This is a genomic window from Paenibacillus apiarius (assembly GCF_017052585.1).
Lineage (GTDB): Bacteria > Bacillota > Bacilli > Paenibacillales > Paenibacillaceae > Paenibacillus_B > Paenibacillus_B apiarius.
Window position 1 is genome coordinate 3,477,161 of record NZ_JAFFHZ010000001.1, and the last position, 18,368, is coordinate 3,495,528.

The 18,368-nt window shown below is 53.9% G+C and carries 15 protein-coding genes; 13 read left to right on the forward strand and 2 right to left on the reverse strand.

Annotated features, from left to right (window positions below; translation table 11 throughout):
- Positions 1 to 279: 279 nt before the first annotated feature.
- Genes JSQ80_RS15580 through JSQ80_RS15595 form a run of 4 tightly spaced genes read left to right on the forward strand, consistent with a single transcriptional unit; the run spans position 280 to position 6,962 of the window.
- Positions 280 to 1,698 (forward strand): Toprim sub domain-containing protein, encoded by a 1,419-nt coding sequence (locus tag JSQ80_RS15580; RefSeq protein WP_240463678.1) that lies wholly within the window; start codon positions 280 to 282, stop codon positions 1,696 to 1,698.
- Positions 1,674 to 3,083, forward strand: a complete 1,410-nt coding sequence (locus JSQ80_RS15585) for a hypothetical protein (RefSeq protein WP_206095939.1) — start codon at positions 1,674 to 1,676, stop codon at positions 3,081 to 3,083. The genes JSQ80_RS15580 and JSQ80_RS15585 overlap by 25 nt, the downstream gene beginning before the upstream one ends.
- The gene (locus JSQ80_RS15590; protein ID WP_206095940.1) at positions 3,037 to 3,747 is read left to right on the forward strand and encodes a hypothetical protein; all 711 of its coding nucleotides are present in this window, start codon (positions 3,037 to 3,039) and stop codon (positions 3,745 to 3,747) included. Before JSQ80_RS15585 ends, JSQ80_RS15590 begins: the two co-directional genes overlap by 47 nt.
- A complete protein-coding gene (locus tag JSQ80_RS15595) occupies positions 3,744 to 6,962 on the forward strand; it encodes an AAA family ATPase (RefSeq protein WP_206095941.1) in 3,219 nt (1,072 codons plus the stop codon). The genes JSQ80_RS15590 and JSQ80_RS15595 overlap by 4 nt, the downstream gene beginning before the upstream one ends.
- A 157-nt stretch (positions 6,963 to 7,119) precedes the next feature.
- Here JSQ80_RS15595 and JSQ80_RS15600 read toward each other — a convergent pair whose 3' ends face one another.
- Positions 7,120 to 7,986 carry a LysR family transcriptional regulator gene (locus JSQ80_RS15600; protein ID WP_206095943.1) on the reverse strand — a complete coding sequence of 289 codons (867 nt, stop codon included), beginning with the start codon at positions 7,984 to 7,986 and terminating at the stop codon, positions 7,120 to 7,122.
- A gap of 134 nt (positions 7,987 to 8,120) precedes the next feature.
- On the opposite strand from JSQ80_RS15600, the gene JSQ80_RS15605 reads away from it, so the two are divergent.
- Both JSQ80_RS15605 and JSQ80_RS15610 read left to right on the forward strand, forming a co-directional pair.
- Positions 8,121 to 9,110, forward strand: coding sequence for a zinc-binding dehydrogenase (locus JSQ80_RS15605; RefSeq protein ID WP_206095944.1), 990 nt, complete (start codon positions 8,121 to 8,123; stop codon positions 9,108 to 9,110).
- A gap of 239 nt (positions 9,111 to 9,349) precedes the next feature.
- The gene (locus JSQ80_RS15610) at positions 9,350 to 9,901 is read left to right on the forward strand and encodes a delta-aminolevulinic acid dehydratase (RefSeq protein WP_206095945.1); all 552 of its coding nucleotides are present in this window, start codon (positions 9,350 to 9,352) and stop codon (positions 9,899 to 9,901) included.
- Positions 9,902 to 10,216: 315 nt separating this feature from the next.
- On the opposite strand, the gene JSQ80_RS15615 is transcribed toward JSQ80_RS15610, so the two are convergent.
- Positions 10,217 to 11,320, reverse strand: a complete 1,104-nt coding sequence (locus JSQ80_RS15615) for a mechanosensitive ion channel family protein (protein WP_206095946.1) — start codon at positions 11,318 to 11,320, stop codon at positions 10,217 to 10,219.
- Between the two features lie 230 nt (positions 11,321 to 11,550).
- Between JSQ80_RS15615 and JSQ80_RS15620 the strand changes: the two genes are divergently transcribed.
- Genes JSQ80_RS15620 through JSQ80_RS15650 form a run of 7 tightly spaced genes read left to right on the forward strand, consistent with a single transcriptional unit; the run spans position 11,551 to position 18,357 of the window.
- Complete coding sequence (locus JSQ80_RS15620) at positions 11,551 to 11,817, forward strand: acyl carrier protein (RefSeq protein ID WP_240463680.1); 267 nt, start codon at positions 11,551 to 11,553, stop codon at positions 11,815 to 11,817.
- Positions 11,810 to 13,255: a peptide ligase PGM1-related protein gene (locus JSQ80_RS15625; RefSeq protein ID WP_206095947.1), complete on the forward strand. Its 1,446-nt coding sequence runs from the start codon at positions 11,810 to 11,812 to the stop codon at positions 13,253 to 13,255. The genes JSQ80_RS15620 and JSQ80_RS15625 overlap by 8 nt, the downstream gene beginning before the upstream one ends.
- A 47-nt stretch (positions 13,256 to 13,302) precedes the next feature.
- Entirely contained in the window at positions 13,303 to 14,397 is a 1,095-nt protein-coding gene (locus JSQ80_RS15630; RefSeq protein ID WP_206095949.1) for a hypothetical protein, read from the forward strand.
- A complete protein-coding gene (locus JSQ80_RS15635) occupies positions 14,394 to 15,569 on the forward strand; it encodes a radical SAM protein (RefSeq protein ID WP_087434614.1) in 1,176 nt (391 codons plus the stop codon). The genes JSQ80_RS15630 and JSQ80_RS15635 overlap by 4 nt, the downstream gene beginning before the upstream one ends.
- Positions 15,570 to 15,596: 27 nt before the next feature.
- Positions 15,597 to 16,652, forward strand: coding sequence for an ABC transporter ATP-binding protein (locus tag JSQ80_RS15640; protein WP_206095950.1), 1,056 nt, complete (start codon positions 15,597 to 15,599; stop codon positions 16,650 to 16,652).
- A complete protein-coding gene (locus JSQ80_RS15645) occupies positions 16,606 to 17,511 on the forward strand; it encodes an ABC transporter permease (protein WP_206095951.1) in 906 nt (301 codons plus the stop codon). Before JSQ80_RS15640 ends, JSQ80_RS15645 begins: the two co-directional genes overlap by 47 nt.
- Positions 17,512 to 17,517: 6 nt before the next feature.
- Positions 17,518 to 18,357: an ABC transporter permease gene (locus tag JSQ80_RS15650; RefSeq protein WP_206095952.1), complete on the forward strand. Its 840-nt coding sequence runs from the start codon at positions 17,518 to 17,520 to the stop codon at positions 18,355 to 18,357.
- The last annotated feature ends 11 nt before the right edge of the window (positions 18,358 to 18,368 follow it).

Consider the following 18,368-nt stretch of genomic DNA (forward strand, 5'->3'; position numbering starts at 1 on the left):
GTGTCACCCGTCTCATTCCTTTTCCGTCTGTATTGTCTGGATATGATCACAACTATATGTATATATACGGTAAAAAAGGAAAAATACCTCTTAGTTTTGTGGTGAATTCATGAAATTGCCTTATTGACGTGCTATGGTTGATTATGTGGCATCAACTTGCCATTCAGGTCTTCTGCTTTGTGCCGCTGTGAGTAACAGGAGAGCATCTTTAGCGACCTCTTTTGATGCATATGTTACAATGACCGTAATAACACTTACCAAAATGGACGGGCGGTTATAATGAACGATGCATCGACTCAGCTATCTCAAATGATCGCATTTATTAATAATCACTATGTCAAGAAAAGCGAAGAGCTTCAACTTGTACGGCAAACCGACAGCTCGTTCGACATCGATGTGATGAAGCATTCGGCAAGGACGTATAAACGGGTGGGCATGTTTACGGGAATTATTCCGGACAAACCACTGGACTCGGTGGAACACGGGCGCATTCAGCCGCTGCTGGCGATATTTCATAGCACCCATGTGAAAAAAAACGAGCGGGACCTGCTAGCCTCTGCTTCGAGCATTGATCAGGAACGGTTGAATGATTTGCTGGAAGAGGGCTTGATCTACCGAAAGACAGAGTATTATGCCGACGGAAAGACGGCGAAGCGGGTGTTCTATGTGATGGGACTAGCTCTCTACCATATCCGTCAACAACTAGAGCAGCTAGAGCAAGCGACGATGCTTGAGCAGATTGAGATCTGGATTGGCCAATCCGAATTTCTCTTGAGCAAGCTGGCAGGAATAAAAGAAGGAAGCGGACAGAATCAGGTGTGTCATGATGAAGTTTTGGCAAGCCTGCAGGCGTACATCCAAAGATTGCATGCTGCTCTTTCCGATGCACGGAAGCTGCATTCTATGACCTTAGTTGCGGAGGCTTTTGGCGTCCGTTGGAGAGATGGCAAGCTAAGAAGATACATGGAATTCGTGCTTGCGGTCGCCATGGCGCGAACGGAGCAGCCTGCCTTTGATTGGAAGCAGATCGGAGCGGCTTACTATGGCCACATAGGCGGCTCGAAAGCATTCGATAGTGACAAGGATGACTTTCTGAACAAGCTAGAAAGCGATCTGGAGCTTCCGCTCCATTGTATAGGCCTAGTCAGTCTCGGTGCCGTGACGCCGATCCTGTTTGCGGGTAAAATGCAGAGCAACTTGGGCGTTTCATATCCTCAAGGATTTATACATGCGACCACCGATTTAACCCTGTTTGATATGACATTTTCCACGTCCTGCCGGAATGTATGGCTTGTGGAAAATCGTGCGCTATTGACCCGAATGTGTGCGGAACCGGCTTTTCTGTCTGATACGGACAGCTTGGTTATTGGACTGGATGGTCAGGTGCGAAGCGGACATCGCAAGCTCATCAAGGATGTCATGACAAGCTCGTCCTCCATTGTTCAGGTGCTTGTCTGGTGCGACACGGATCGCGCAGGCGGGATTATATCCGCACATGTGCGAGAGCTTCTTCGGATTCATTCCCAAATTCCGGTAAAATGGATTCTTTCGCATCCGTTGACGCAGCGGGTGGAAGCTTTTAAAGCATGGGAGGATTATGAACGGGAACTGCAGGATGTGCTAAACAACGAGAGGCTAATGGAACAAGAGGAATTGCTTGGAGGGGTGGAGCTGTGGAAGAGTTGGATCATCGGTTAATCTCGATATTTGATATCGATCATGATGCGCCCCTGCTGAAAGAATCGCTTCGCGACATCATTAAGCTGTCAGGTGTGTTGAATGAACTGCGCGAATATTTTGAAGAGCCGTTGAAAGTGCTGCATATGCTGCAATTACTCAACTTAATTCATGAAGAAGCGCTCGGTCTTGAACAGCCGCTTGAAGATGCCAATGCTCTTTATTACCGCTACCGGAACCGTTATGGGATAGAACCCCCGCTGTCGGTCGAACGTTTGTTGAATATATTGGAAAAGTACAACTGGATCGTGCGCACGAAGCGGCGCATTTTGATGATGGATGTGGGCAAACGCCTCATGGATACCCTGATTCGTCTTGCGAACGACTCATTGGCGTATTATATGCGGGATGAAATTGCGAGATCGCTATTTCAGGCGTCACGGGATGCCGATTTGAGCGAAGCATACGACGACAAAGGCATTTCGGGCGGCAACCGTCTGGCCAGCATGATTCGTAATGTGGAGGAAGCGGTGGACAAGCTGAAGGAGCGGCAGCTGGAATTTTTGGCAGATCGGCATGCTCTTCCCCAAGTTCAGATCATTGTCGAACTGATGAGGCAATTGGATCAACGCGTCAATGAACGGATGGATAAGCTGAAAACGTTTGAAGAAGGCTTGCAATGGAATCGGTTGTTCAAAAAAGGGACCGACGTCATGCTCGAAGGGACGCAAATCAGCCTGTCTACTTTGCAGAAAATATTGAAATTCGCTCATATCCAGCAGACAGAGGTTGGCGTCCAAATTGACCCGAAAGCCTTCAAGCAATATGTGATCGATTCATTCCATAAAAGGCCGGAGTCAGCCTTGCCGAGTGGTACGGAAATTTTAAGCTTTATGGAACAAAATCGCGATGAAGGCGAGCGGCTGGATGGACTGTGGGTGCCGGTCAAATTTGCGTCGCCGATACCAGAATCGCAAGTCATGTCCGCGATCCGGTATTTAGAAAATTACACGCCGTCCACAGAGCCGATGAATGAGTACGATGAAGGAACCTTCGAGGATGCGAAGGAGTGGACGGAGGCTGAATTGAAGACGCATCTGGACGATATTGAGTGGCAACTGACGAAGGCGATGATTCGCACGGAAGACGTGGAGCGAGTATTGGCCGAGAAGCGGCAGGTCGGGATTGAGCCGCTTGTGCTGGAAGCGGGCTCGGAGCAATGGGCGGATGCGATCAATGCCTTGCTGGCTGTATCGGCGGTCGTATCGAACCGGCATGCCGTGATGTCGCGTGACGCCGATGAAGAAGATGGACGTGACGCAGAACAAATGACGCAGAAGAAGGAGTGGGAGTGGGCTGATGAATCAGACAGGCAATATGTTATTCGAACAACCCGAAGTGAATGACAGCTATGTGGACAACCACCGGCCATTATCCGCGATGGCTCAACTGGCGGCGGTGCTGAATCCGGACGAAGAGCATGCGTTCATGCAGATACTATTCTCCTCCTCGGCGACTGTGCGGAATGACAACTTCGGGCTGCCGCGCCGCGAGGTAATGCGACTATTGCAGTTGAAGCCGGAAGACGTCGAAGCTTTTCATCAGTTTATCGAGCGCGTCAACCAGTCGGTGACGCGATATTTTCAGCTCGTATACGATGAACGGCGGGATCAGACAATCGTGCTGATGCGCGTGCCAGCGCGGCAGGCGAAGGATATGTTGTCTGCGGAGAGCTTGGCATTGTTAATGTTTATCTTTTATCATCAAGACGTATTGCAGAATGAATTCACGCTGTTCACCCAACTGCTCGAGGCGTTCGGGCATGAGACATTGGATATTCGCCGGAAAATGCAAGTCAATCTTAGCGCGCTCATTCGTATCGGGGCAATAACGAAGTTCGAGAGCGTGTCCGAAGAAGAGGCATACGAGCTAACGGCTATCGGAAGCCGGATGTTCGGCAACTCGTACTTGAAGCGTTTCGCTGAATTCAGCCAGTCGCAGCAGCTGCATATGGACGAAGTGCTCAAATTTTTCAAACGATACAATCTGGGAGGCGCCGATACGTTATGATTCCTTGGGAACTCAGCATTTCCGGAGTGCGAGACTATCCGGCGACACGCTTGGATTTGTCAGGCATCATGGAACATATTCTCATTACGGGGCCCAATGGATCGGGCAAATCCACGCTGACGTTCTGCCTGGGAGCGGTGCTTGGATCGGCAAAAGTGGAATTGGAGGGCTTGCGCTCGAAAAATATTCAACCGAATGAAGCATGGCATGCCAAAATCCAACTCACATTCGCTAATGTCGGTCCACAGCCGATTGATGCAGCGAGCTTTATTCAGTTCTCCTTGTATCTGGAACAGAAGCCTGGCGACCCTCTCAAAAAAGAATATTGGATTCGCGAAGGGGATCTGCAAGGGGAATGGGAGCGGGAAGCCCGATTTACGTCGGGGGACAGTGTGAACAGCTTGCGGGAATATCGGTATCAGCTGCAGCACAAGTATGTCGTCGATCCTGATTCTTTCTATCTCATCTGGTACCAGCAGGATGTGAATCAGTTCGCTACGATGAGACCGGAAGAAAGATTCCGTATCTTCAGCGAGATGACGCAAATCGACCGATCACAGCGCAACTGGGAAGCCGCCAAGGAGCAATTGCAGGAGGGAGCCAAATCGCTGCAAGAGGCGGAGCATAACCAGTTCCATCATAAGTTTGAACTGGACCAATGGCAGAAGGAACGCAATCGGTTGCTGGATCGCAATCAGAGAAGGCTGGAGAGCTTGCAAGTATTCGCGCATGCCTCTACGGTGCTCATGGGCCGTTATCAACAAGAACAGTGCGCATTGGAAGGCCAGATGGAACAGCTGGCTATCGATATCGTGGAGCTCCGCGATCGCAAGGCGCTGCTGCTCGTGGATATGGAACGGCTGGAATCGGAGCAGGCGGATCGGCAGACGGAGAAGCAGGAATGGGCTCTGAAGCTGCAGACGACAGAGCTGCGGCTTATACAGTTGAAGTCAGACATTGAAGAGCGCGAGCGGGAGCAGAGGGAACTTAATGAGCGATTACGAGAGCTGGCCGACCAAGTCAAGATGATAGCGCATACGGCAGAGGAAGTGAAGTTGCTGTTGGCGGATACCCGGAACCAGTCAGAGCGGATTCAGTCTGACATCCGGCAATTGAACGAGGAACGTGATTCTCTGCAGCAGAGATTGGATAAGCTGCAAGAAGAAATCGGCGGCTTGTCGGCACGTATTGAACAGGATCGGGAAGGCGAGAAGAAATCGCGGGATGTGCTGCGGGAGTTCGGCGACAGCCATTTCGTTCAACTGCAGATTGAAAGCTTGGACGCTCAATATCTCATGCTGCAAGACGAGACGCGGCTGATGGCTCAGCATATGGAGCAGCTTAAGCAGGAAGCGTCTTCGTTGCAAGCGGAACAGGTGCTATCGAAGCGACAAGAGCAGTCCATTCGCGCCTTTAAGCAGATAGGGATACATGTATATACAATGCAGCAGCTGCTGGAAATGGACGAGCAAGCTCCCCTGAACCAGGAATTTAAGCTGGAAGCGGTTAAATACAGCGTATTTGTCGAGAGTAAATTGTTTGTGCCGCCCAACGACCTGATTCATATCGAGCTGCCTTCTGTCGTGCCGGAACGCTCGCTGGAACGTCTCGAAGGGTACGGCATTCAAGTGAAGAACGGATTAAGCGACGAAATGTATGCGGCTGCGATGAAGGCGCTGTGGTGGCTGCATGAATTAACGCAAGGGGTGAGCGATACGAAGCTGCAGGAGGGGGTGCTCGTTGAACGGTATGCGCGTCGAGGCCCTCAGGAAACGCAACAATGGCTGCTCAATACGAAAGGAGTACGGATCCGCTTGCAGAAGCTGCAAGAGAATATAGCGAAGCAACTGCTTGCGTATGAGAATAAAGAGAGTGAGTGGGATCGGGTCAAGGAGCAACTGGCGTTATTTCGTTCCGTGCTGCTGCAGGTGCAGCAGGCGGAGACCTTCCTGGCCGATTCCGCCGAACGGGAGCTCAGAGCGAAGCAACTGGCGCAATATGTTGCCGAACGCGATGTATGCAAGGAACGCCGAAGCGCTGTGGATACGGGGATGGCGGAATTGAACGGCAGGCAAGCAGCATTTGATCATCAATGCCGGCAGCTGCAACAATACGCAGAAATCTATGAACAATACGATCATGAGCGGGAGCAGATTGAGCGGCTTCAACAGTTAGGACGGGAGCTGGATGAATTAGAGCAGGAAGAAGCAGAGTTAACCCGCGCAGGAAGAGACATTGGGAACCGGTTGGAACGTCTTGATACCTCGATCGAAAGCTGCAAGCGCAGGCTGCGGGAGAAACGCAGCTCGCTCCAGGATACCGAAGGCTCGATAGAACAGGCAGTGCGCCAGCATCGCAGTCGCGCGGAAGAGCGGGATGTCAGCCAGCAGAACTGGGCAAAAATGGAGTTGGAAATGCAGCAATGGCATGGACGGCTTTCATTTTTGTGGGACGATCTGGAAGTGGAGCAAGCTGTAACAGAGGACGATGTAGAACCTAAAACCGATACCGCTTGGCGCTCTGAACGCGAACAGGCTCTTATTCAATTGCAGGTTGCTTGCAGTGAGCAGGTAAATGAGTATGCGATTGAAAACTATGAGCGGACATTGGAAGCATACGAACGCGGCGCTCAGGATGTGCAAAATTCAAAAATACTCATGAACCAGTTGGAAGAGCAGCTTCAAGACTTAGAAGACAAGCTGTTCAGCTCCATAAAATATCAAGTGCATCGCGTCAATGCCAAATTCATTGCCTATATGGACATGTTCGGCTTCGCTGGCGAGGTCGATTGGCATCACCAAGAATCTAAGCATGGAGAGATTAAATACTTCTTGAATGTCCGGGCACGCAAGCAAGGACATCGTGGACCTTTGGAAGAAGTCAGCTTGAAAGGACGCGGAAACAAAGTAGGCAAAGGCGTCTCTGGCGGCGAAGAATCACTAAGCTCGCTATTGTTCGCACTCGCGCTATTGAAGACGATTGAGACGAACCCCGGCTATATCGTCCTCGACGAATTCGACAGCGCCCTAGACGAGAGCCGCAAGGCCAGAGTGTTCGAACTGTACGAGCAGGAGCTTGCCCGGAAGATGATCATTCTTTCGCCGAAGTCGCAGAATGCGGACTACTTGCAGCATTTCGACAAGACATTCGTCGTGTACCACGATGCTTCCATCCCGCAGAGCCAGGTGATAAGGATTAAAAAAACGCGAGGTTAGTGGAAGCAAGACAGCATTAGAAATGGGATTGTATACTTTGTTGTGGGCAACGTATTCCCTTTTTGGGTGAATAATAGACTGATAACAGGAGGATAGCTTAACTGCCGCTCTTTTATCAGTCTAATTTTTTTCGATCAGCTATCGGTCTGCTATCAACCTATGTGCTAGACCCGGGGGCTTTCATAAAATCAATAAATGTTCGAAAGGCATTCGTCATGAACAAATCCCGCCGGTACACGAATAAAACATTGACCTCCCGATAGGGCTCCGGCAAGCGGTAAGAACAAATCTCTCCTGTGCTTTCACGGCCGGCAACAAGCGATTTGGGCAATAAGGAAACTCCCAATCCGGCGGATACTCCCCCTAATATCGACTCCAACGTGCCGAACTCCATAATATGATTGGGGGTGATGCCTTCTTCCAGCAGCAAGCGTTCCGTCCTTGCCCGATGAGAGCAGCCTGCGCCAAAGAAAAGCAAAGGTCTGGCCAGCAGCTCCTTCAGATTGGATTCGCACGGTTCGGAAACCAACACCAATTCCTCCTCGAACGCGGTAAACTGTTCAATATCAGGATGGGCCAGCGGCCCGTATATGAAAGCGCCGTCCAGTTCATAATGGAGCACCTTCTGCAACAAAGCGTGCGTGTCGCCCGTAATGAGCGACAGCTTGACCTCGGGAAATTTCTTATGGTATCCCGCCATCAGTTGGGGAAGATGAATGGCTGACGTCGTTTCCAGCGCTCCCAGCCGCAGCGGGCCTGCCGGATGTTCCGCATGTTGCGTTGATTTTACGGCCTCGTCCAGCAAATATAAAATTTTATCCGCATACTCCAATAAGTTTTGCCCGGAGGCGGTTAACTTCATGCCGCGGTTGGTGCGATAAAATAGCTGTATCTCTAACTCCGCTTCTAACTGCTGCACACGGTTTGTGACATTGGACTGCACATAATTCAAGGCTTGAGCGGCTTTTGTAATGCTCCCTTCGCGCGCAACGGCTTGAAATATTCTCAGATCTCCGCTTTCCATCTCCATGTTCCTTTCTTGGTATTGTTTTTACTGATATCCGCATTCGATTTTGTTCATTTTACTTGATGATAACCTCTGTGTAAAATCAAATGCAAATCACAAATAAAAAGATATGAAACATGGGAGGGAACATCGTGAAAGCGATCGTGCATGTGGGCAAGAGCGGCATAGAGGGACTGCAATATAAGGACGTATCGTCTAAAAGCCCCGGTTATGGGGAAGTGAAGGTGAGATTGAAAGCAGCAGGGCTGAACCATCGTGATCTGTTTATTATGAGGGCTAGAACGGAAAATGATCAGCCCTTGATTCTGGGTTCCGACGGAGCCGGTGTTATCGAAGCTGTTGGAGAAGGCGTTGCGGACTTGACCGTAAACCAAGAGGTGATTATTCACCCGAGCCTGAACTGGGAAGCGGTTGATGATGTGCCGCACAATCTGCAAATTTTGGGCAGTCCCGCGGATGGCACATTTGCCGAATCGGTCATTATTCCTGCTAAAAATGCGGTGGAAAAACCGGCCTGCCTATCATGGGCGGAAGCGGGAGTGCTGCCCTTAGCCGCATTGACCGCTTATCGGGCCTTGTTCACGAAAGGCCGGTTAAAGAAAGGCGAACACATCATCATACCTGGCATTGGGAGCGGCGTGGCCACTTATGCGATGATGATGGCCAAAGCGGCAGGGGCCACAGTAACGGTGACGTCTCGCAGCGAACAGAAGAGAGAAGCGGCGCGCACATATGGAGCCGATAGCGCCTTCGATAGTCACGGCGATTGGAACGAAGGCCTGCACGGCGAGAAAGCAGACCTTATTCTCGACAGCATCGGGCCCGCGACCTTTTCCAACTATTTGGATGTGCTGAAGCCCAATGGCCGGATTGTAAGCTTTGGCGCCAGCTCAGGCGATCGGATTGAACTCCCTTTGCGCGCGCTCTTTTTTCCTCAACTCAGTATTATAGGCACATCAATGGGAAGTCTTGAAGAATTTCAGCAAATGCTTGATTTTATGGAGCAGCATGCGCTTAAACCAATTATTGACCGGATGTATCCTTTGCAAGACACGGTGCAAGCCTTCCATCGCATGAAGCAGGGGGAGCAATTTGGAAATATAGGTCTGCTTATCGGTTGAAAATCGATACGTTTGGTAAGGGAATTTTAATAATATTTTAATATTTGGAAATTTTTTTGCAGGATGGTATAGTATTAACAATGATTTTTGATAGATATGGAGAGGAGTATACAGCTATGAAAATAACTATATTGTAACGCGGCTTTATTCCGTGGCGGGCCCGACCGCCTCCATATGACAGGCAATTAGACCATGATTGAATCAAAATAACGCCTATATGCATATGGAGGATGAAAAAAATGAGTAAGCCTGAAATGAATGTTGCTTTGGTATGCGGTCCAGATTGTGATATGGATACGCAAGCGATACGCGCTGCGTTGGAATATTTTGGCGCGCGAGTGTTTATGTATTGGGTCGGGAGACCGAGTGATTTTATGTCGGTGTTGTCTGGCGAAGACATCTACCCCGGCACGGATCTGATTATCCTCAATTTCCATGGCGACGAGGGGAAGTTCGTCATGCCGGAGCTGGGAGAATCGGTCTATGAAGAGGGGGAACCGCGGGATGACTTTGGCCCTGCCGAGATTCGGCGTTTTGCGAACCTGGATGGCCGGACCATATTGGCTAACGGTTGCGATCTGGGAAATGCCGAGCTGGCTCAGGCCTTTCTGGAATGTGGCTGCAAGACCTATATCGGGCCGAACGACTATCCAGATGGCAATGCGGCGCTTATGTTCGCCCTGCGCTTTTGCTATGAGCTCATCCAGCATAAAAAGAGCATTCGGGATGCTTGCCATATCGCCCGAGCCACGGACGATGACACAACGATGTACCAAATTTATGAGCAATAACCACATATGAATCATTAATGTTATAGGGAAACGGCATGTCGTACCAAGTACGGCATAGCCGTTTCTTTTTTTGGAAAAGTATAATGTATCTGAATGCAGCGCCGTGCATGAGCTGTCGAAAAACTTTTTGATTCACTCTCCCCATTATTCAGGTGAGGCAAGGCGAGAGCCGTCGAAATGCTCTTTTGTTCATTGTGAAAAGCGATTGAGCCTTACCAAGTGATTCGATAGGGTTCGCGTTTTTCTGAATCAAGGGGATAGCGGACAAAAGGACTTTTTTAGAGCCCTCCCTCTCCTTAGAGCAGAGAGCATAAATCAAGAGTCGCAGCTGAAGGACGATTTTGAGAATTCCTGCTCCTTCGCTTCGAGAAATACCCGCTGCGCCGGCATGGCGAGACGGACTCCTTCTTGCTCCAAAATGTCCATAATCGCGAAGTTAATTTCCTCCCGCACACGCAAATGCTCCGCCCACACCGTCGACTGTGTAAAAAAGTAACACATAATGCCGAGCTGGTCCGCATGAAACTCGGTGAACCGAATCATAATCGTTCCCGGAGCGACCTCGGGATGGGCAGTAATATGCTCCCGAATCCGTTCTACCGCACGAAGCAGGCTTGCCCGCCCCGTGTCCACCGCGACGCCTAGCGTAAACGTGATGCGGCGCTTGCCCATCCGGCTGAAATTCGTAATCGCCTGGTCGGCCAGCGTAGCGTTCGGGACGATGACGAGCGTATCCGCGAACGTGCGGATTCTTGAGCTCCGGAACGAGATGTCCTCGACCACGCCTTCTACGGTAGACGTCTGGATCCAGTCGCCCCGCGCGAACGGCTTTTCCGTTATGATGATGACCCCGGCAATGAAATTGCTGAACGTATCCTTGGCCGCCATAGCGACCGCCAGACTGCCAAGTCCGAGTCCCGCCACCAGGCCGTTGATGCTGTATCCCCATTCGGAGGAAATCATCGTAATGGCTATGGCCACGATAACGATGCGCAGAATGCGCGACAGAAACGGGATCAGCATGCTCGACTGCTCGACTCCCAAGCGCGTGGTAAATCCGGTAAACAGGTTGGAGGAGCGTCCGGAAAAATTGTATAAGCCCCACCCGACGATGGCAATGAAGGAACTCCGGCTCAACTGTTTGAATAGCGGCCAATAGGGCCATTGATCGGGAAAGTAGAAATGAAAGGCCGCGTTCACGCCTCCCAAAATAAGCAGCATGCGGACCGGCTGTTCGAAGGAATGCATGAAGCTGGCGATATTGGTGCTTCGCGTTTTGTCCGCCATGCGAACGATGAAGCGGAACAGATAGCCGGCGACCCAGTTGCGAAAGAACAGAAACAGAAGCAGGATACCGATGGCGATGAGCAGCCTCGTCCCGTCGATCTGTTCGAAGAACGAGTGAAATGGTTGATCCATCTCGTTTTCACCCTCCTTTTCCTTGTAGATAGTTCCCCATTATAGCATATAATGCTCAGCTGACTGAGAACGGAAGCGACGGGCAGGGCCTGCCTTGATGATGCTCTCATATGAAAATTATTGAAAAATAATATCGATATCATGAAAGAAGATTGTCATATTTTCATCATGCGGTCATATGTTGGTTAAGGATGTTCGATATCCGACTCATAGAGAATAGGAGTGGTGATATGATGCACGCAATCGACACGTTGGCCCGTTTGGTGAGCGAAGCGAAGGAGGACCCTTCTTGGGAGCTGCGGCTTACCCCGAAGACGAACCTTATCGAGGAGGTCGGTTTGGATTCGCTCCAGCTTATTCAGTTCATGCTGAAGGTGGAGGAGCAATTTAAAGTGCAGATGGATTTCGAACGGTTCGATTATGAGCATTTGCAGTCGGTGCGGGCGTTCCTCGGCTTCCTGCAAGCATTGGGCGCCGAGGTGGGGCTGCATGCGTAACCCGCTGCCGGAAGCAGCGGGAGTATCGCCAGCGCCTAAGCCGCTCTATGACGGGCCGCGCATCGCGCTCGGGACGTTCGACGCCGAGGCGTATTGGCGTCCGGCTGAGCTGGCGGCGCTGCCTGCCATCCGGGCCGCGCAAAGGCACTCCGCCGCCGGATTCATGGACGAGCTGTTGTTTCCGCTCAGCGGCGAGGGCGGCGTGCTGGTGACGCGGCACGCGATGAATGAGGCCCATAAGGCTTATTTGCGGGACATAGGGTTCCGTTTCCGCTCGCTATCCATAGGCAAGACCGCTTCACGTGGAGCCGACCGCCGGGATGACATCTTTCAGGCGATTGCCGGACATCCGGCACAGGCGGAATGGCGCAACCTGCTGCGGGAGCTTCCGTGCGCGCCTTATGCGGTTATCCCCTCCGCGGCTGAATTGGCGCGCCGTTATAACTTGGCCGGAATGATTCCTGCAGCGGACGTCGTCGCCAAAGTTAACTCCAAGGCGTATTCCCTTCGGCTAGCGGAAGAATTGGAATTGAAGCCGCAAGGACGCCTTGCGGTGGATGCCGCCGAAGTGGAGCGTATCGGTACGGAGCTGCTGCGGCAGAGCGGCAGGCTGGTGATGAAGGACCCTTACGGCGTGTCGGGAAGCGGTAATCTGGCCGTCGATTCCTCTGCGCTCCTCGGGCGGCTGGCCAGCTATCTCCGCGTGCAGCAGAAGGCCGGCAAGCGAGTCATGCTGCTGCTTGAACCTTGGCTTGCGAAGCAGGCAGACTTCTCCTGCCAGCTATTTATCGCTGCGGACGGGCGCATTACGCTGCTCGGCGTGCAGCGCATGGTGAACCGTCAGCTTAATTACGCTGGATCGCGCGCGGCGGAAGCCGAACTGACGGAGCGGCTGGCGGAAGCCGGGTATTTCGCGGCGATGGAGCGGCTGGCTGTCCGACTCTATCAGGAAGGTTACTTCGGTCCCGTATGCGTTGATTCGATGCTGCTGGAGAATGGTGACGTGTATCCCGTCGTAGAGATCAATGCCCGGCATTCGATGGGAATGCTGAATCATTGTCTTGATACTCATTTTGAAGGGGACGGCCGGCAGAGCTTTTTAACATGTCTCCAGCTGGGACTGCCGGAATGGGCGCTGCACCGAGCGGAACGAGCAGAACCAGTGATCGCATCCGGTTCGGCAGACATTGTCCGCACAGCGGCAGCGGAAATGTTCGCACGGCTGCTGGATCAGCTGGATCAGGCCGGGCTGTTGTTCAAGCCGGAGCACCGTACAGGCATTGTTCCGCTGTCCGCCAATACGCTGTTCACGCCGACGGGCGGCAATACGTCCGGGCGCTGGTATGTATCGCTTGTGGCAGACAGCCTCCGTGAAAGCGAAGCCTTAAGCAAGCAGCTTCATCATATGTTATCAGAGCTCGGATTCCGGCTCTATTGAGAATTCAACAAGAGCGCATCTTGAATAAGAGTAAGAAGGTGTCTTTCATGCAATCCGCTTCACCCGTTACGATACTGACGTCAGGGAACTCGCTCGGCGCTTATGTGCCTGGCATTCGGCTGCAGGAGCGGCTCAGGCGGCGCGGCATTCCAGCGGAAGCCGAGGTGCTGGAGCGCCTGTTCCCGGAAGAGACGCGGCGGAAGCTTGTCCGCACCAAGCAGGCGTTCCACAACAGCTTCGGCGCAGCCTTGATGGGAACCCGCCTCGCGCGCGACATTAGGCACGCATTCGACACGGAGTCGGTCGATGCGCTGCTCGAGCGCTGGCAGGCAGAGGGCCGGCGCACGTTTCTGGCCATGACGGGCTTCTGGCTCCCCGTTCTGGATCAATATGTCCGGCGCATGCGCCCAGATCCCGTACGCGCGGAATTCCTCCGGCTCGATGCAATCGACACGCCGTCATATCGGGCCTATCGCGATGCGTATCAGTGCTACCGCCACCATTGGCTGTTCCGGCTGGAGGGGGAGCATCCCGTCCTCCAATATCGGCTGGCGATGTCGGATGAGCCGATCGTGCCATACGCCGAACGGGACGAACGGATCGTCGTCCATGGCGGCGGCTGGGGCATCGGCACCTATCGCAGCGCGATCACCGCTCTGCAGGAGCGGTTTGCGCTTGACCTCGTGGCCTATGAACCGGAAGAAGCGGGCGGGGCGCGCCCCTGCGACCGCATCTACATGACCGATCCGGATTGGCATCCGTGGTCGGACGAACCGGAGCTGCGCGATGAGGCCGCCTACCCGCCGACGGCGGAATGGAAGCCGAACGAGCCGCCCGTCTACGAGCGGGGCACGGATGGCCCGCGTTTGTATGGCGCCATTCGCCGCAGCCTCGCCATCGTGAGCAAGCCGGGCGGCGGCACGCTTGTCGATTCGCTCTCGGCGGCGACGCCCCTCGTATACCTTGAGCCGTTCGGCGACCATGAGCGCGCCAACGCTTTGCTATGGGAGCGGCTCGGCTTCGGCATCGCCTATGATCGTTGGGCTCGGTCGGGCTTTGCTATCGGCATATTGAACCAGCTTCACGACAATCTGAAAAGACATGCGCTTTCATTATCTGATTACGGGGGGATGTATCCATGACGCAACCGAAGACAAGCGCCACATTGACACCGGCAGAGTTCCGTTCCTTGAAGCAGACGCTGCACAACATGAGCGCCGCGAGCCGCGGCTTGAAGCAAGAGCCGTCCTACGCGTTCGATCTGCCGCGAGATATCGGCATTAAGCTGAATAATGGCTGCAATTTACGCTGCAAGCACTGCTTCGAATGGAATCCGGACGGGTACCATCATGAATTCGAGCGTCAGGAGGCGCGGCGGGAGATTGATTTCTCCTTGATCGAGCAGATCTTCGCGGAGACAAGGCCGTATCGCTCACGCATGTTTTTGTGGGGCGGAGAACCGCTCATGTACTCCAAGCTCGATGAGCTGTGCGAGCTGCTCGCCTCCGATCCGCGCATCTCCACCATTTGCTCGAATGCGGTGCTGGTCGAAAAGAAGCTGGAGTCGCTCCTGAAGCTGCCTGAAGGCGTAACCCTGCTTGCCAGTCTGGAAGGCTTCGAAGCGGAGAACGATGCGATTCGCGGCCGCGGCATCTTCCGCACCGTAATGTCGGCCATCGAACTGCTGCTGGAACGGAAGCGTGCGGGCGAATTCAAAGGGGACGTGTCGGTCAGCCTGACGATTAACGACGCGATGGTGACCCGGCTGTACGAGTTTATGGAATATTTCGAATCGGTCGGGGTCAATTCCGTCTACTTCGTCTTTCCGTGGTATATCCCGAATGAAGTTGCGGAGCGGATGGACACGTATTTCGCCGAACGCTTCGGCTGGCTCGAAGCGGCGCAGGATCCAGGCAAGAAGAGCTGGCATTCGTTCACGTACCACTTGTCGCCGGAGAACGTCGAGCCGCTGCTCGCCGAGATGGGGAAGCTGCGCTCGCGCGTCTGGAAGAACCGCATCCGCTTCCAGCCTGCGCTGGAGGCGGACGAGGTGCGCGGCTTCGTGCTTGGGACGGATCGCCCCGGCATGAGGCGTACGGAATGCCTGGCGCTCTCGACGCGCATGGATGTGCTGCCGAACGGCAAGGTGAATCCGTGCAAGTTTTTCCCCGAGTTCACGATCGCCGACCTGCGCCAAGCCAGCTTGAAGGACGTATTTCACGGCGACGCCTACACCAGGCAGCGCGAAGCGCTGGCCTGCGGCTTGACGCCCGTCTGCTCGAAATGCGTGCTGCTGTACAATAATGGGGCTTAGCCGCTGCGCCGGGAGGGGGAAGCTGCGATGAGCGCCATTACGGTGCGGGATTTGAGCAAGACGTTCGCCTATTACCGCAAGCAGAGCGGCCTCAGACACTCGCTGCGGAGCTTGTTCCGCCGCGAGCAGCTGTACCGCCATGCCGTCGCCAATGTTTCGTTCGATATCGCCCAGGGCGAAGCGGTCGGATTCATCGGGCCGAATGGAGCCGGCAAGACGACGACGCTCAAGATGCTGTCAGGCATCCTTCATCCGTCGGAAGGGGAAGCGCGGGTGCTCGGCTATGTGCCGTGGGAGCGCCGCCGGGAGTTCAAGCGCCGCTTCGCGATCGTCATGGGCCAGAAGAGCCAGCTCTGGTGGGATCTGCCGGCGAACGAATCGATTTATTTGAATAAATGCATCTATGGAATCGATGACCGCGAGTATCGGATAACGCTGGATGAACTGGCCGACATGCTCGACGTGAAGCATCTGCTTGGCGTGCAGGTGCGCCGTCTGTCGCTCGGCGAGCGCATGAAGATGGAGATCATCGCTGCCCTCATCCACCGGCCGAAGCTGCTGTTTCTGGACGAACCGACGTTAGGGCTGGACTTCGCCGCCCAGCAAAACGTGCGACAATTCCTCAAAGCATACAAGGAAGAAAAGAACGCGACCATCCTGTTGACGAGTCACTACATGCGCGATATCGAGCACGTCTGCGCCCGGGCGCTCGTTATTCATAACGGGCGGATCGCTTATGACGGGGAGCTCTCCCGGATGAGCGAGTCGTTCGGGCGCCGCAAGCGGATGAAGGTGCGGTTCGCCGCATTCATTGCGCCGGAAGAGCTGCACGAGCTCGTGCGTCTGTTGGCGGATGTCCGTACCCACGACGGCTTGACGGCCGAGCTGGAGGTGGCGTCGGATGAGGTGAAGCCGCTGGCGCGTCTGTTGCTCGATCACGACCTTGTCGAGGATTGGACGGTCGAGGAGGTTCCCATGGAGGAAGTGATCGAGCGGCTGTATGAAGCGAAGTCTGCGGATGAAGGAGAAGGAGACGATGGGGAAGCACCCGGAACGAGGCCGCGGCAAACGTCAGAGGGATAGCGGCGGGCCTGGCAGCCTGCAGCCTGAAGATGGCGGTGCGCGCGTCGAGCAGGCACGCAGTGGCAAGTACGCCGCCGCGTTCAAGATCGGTCTGCAGGCATCGGTCGAATACAGGCTCCAGTTCGTCATCGGACTTGTCAGCCTTGTGTTCCCGGTCGGCATTCAGTCTCTAATCTGGACAGCGGTATACCGCTCGTCTGCCCAAGATGTATTGTACGGATACGATTACGGCCAAATGATACTGTATACCATTCTGTCGGGCATCGTGGCGAAGTTCGTCATGACCCAACTGGAGCACACGATTGCGGAGGATATTAAGAGCGGCGGACTGAACGCATATCTGGTGCGCCCCGTCAGCTATTTCGGCTATCGGCTGTGCGCCTATGCGGGGAGCCGTGTCGTGTCCGACGGCGTGCTGATCGCCTTGGTGACGGCGGTGCTGCTGACCGCAATCCGCTATGGGCATGCGTCGTTGTCTCCGGTTCGGATCGGGCTGTTCGCCGCAGCCCTTGTGCTGGCGGCGGCGGTGCAGTTCTTGCTGTCGTACGCCATATGCGCGCTGGCGTTCCGGCTGGCGGAGATTTCGTACTTTTTCGTCATTACCGGACTCGTCGTGCAAATGTTAAGCGGAGGGATGGTGCCGCTCGAAGTGTTTGGTGAGACGCTGAATGGATGGTTCCATTTTCTGCCGTTCAAATATACGATTTATTTCCCGGTCAATGTGCTTAACGGCCGGCTGGCCGAAGGCGAAGCGCTGACAGGCATCCTCATCCAATGCGGTTGGATCGTGCTGCTGGCCGGAGCTGCGCATCTGGCGTGGCGGCTTGGCTTGAAACGGTACGTCGGGTTGGGAGGGTGACGTTCGATGAGCACCGGATTGGGATTGCTGGCACAATGCCGCGCCGCACTGGGAACAGGGATCGAATATGTGCGGTTATATGGCGTATTCGTCAAAAACTGCCTTGCTGCCGGCATGGAATACCGCTTTAACTTCTGGATGGGCATTGCGGTCGAGATCGCTTTTTTATGCGCCAAGGCGTTGTACATTCTTATCGTATATCAGACCGATCTGCATATCGGCAAGCTGACTCCGGATCATATCCTGCTGTTCATTGGCACCTATACGATGATGACGGGTCTCTACATGGGACTGTTTTACGTTAATTTTATCCGGCTGCAGCAATATATCCGGGACGGCACGCTCGATCTGCTCATGACGAAGCCAATCTCGCTGCAATTTCTCGTCTCGCTGCGCTATGTCGACATTGGCTTGCCCGTGCCGAATGTGCTTGCCGGGGCGATGATGATCGCCGTCGGCTGGCATCGCGCCGGACTGCCGCTTAACGGCAATATTGCAGGCTTTGCCGGTTTGCTGCTGGCGGCGCTGGCCGTCACATACGGGATTATGCTGCTGCCGGCCTTGCTGGCCTTTCGCTTCGTGCAGACCGGTGCGGTAACGGAAATCTCGCATTCCATCTGGGATGCGAACAATATGCCGCTCGACATCTTTCCGCAATGGCTGCAGCGCATTGGCGTGTACATCATTCCCGTGTTTCTCATTAGCAACTATGCGCCGAAGTTCGTCTTGAATGAGCTCGCCATGTGGGATATCATCTGGGCTGCTGCTGCGCCCGTCTTGCTGTTCGCGCTTGTGAGATGGTGCTGGAAGCGGGCCGCCCGGGGTTACAGCAGCGCCGGCAGCTAGCTGGTGCGGAC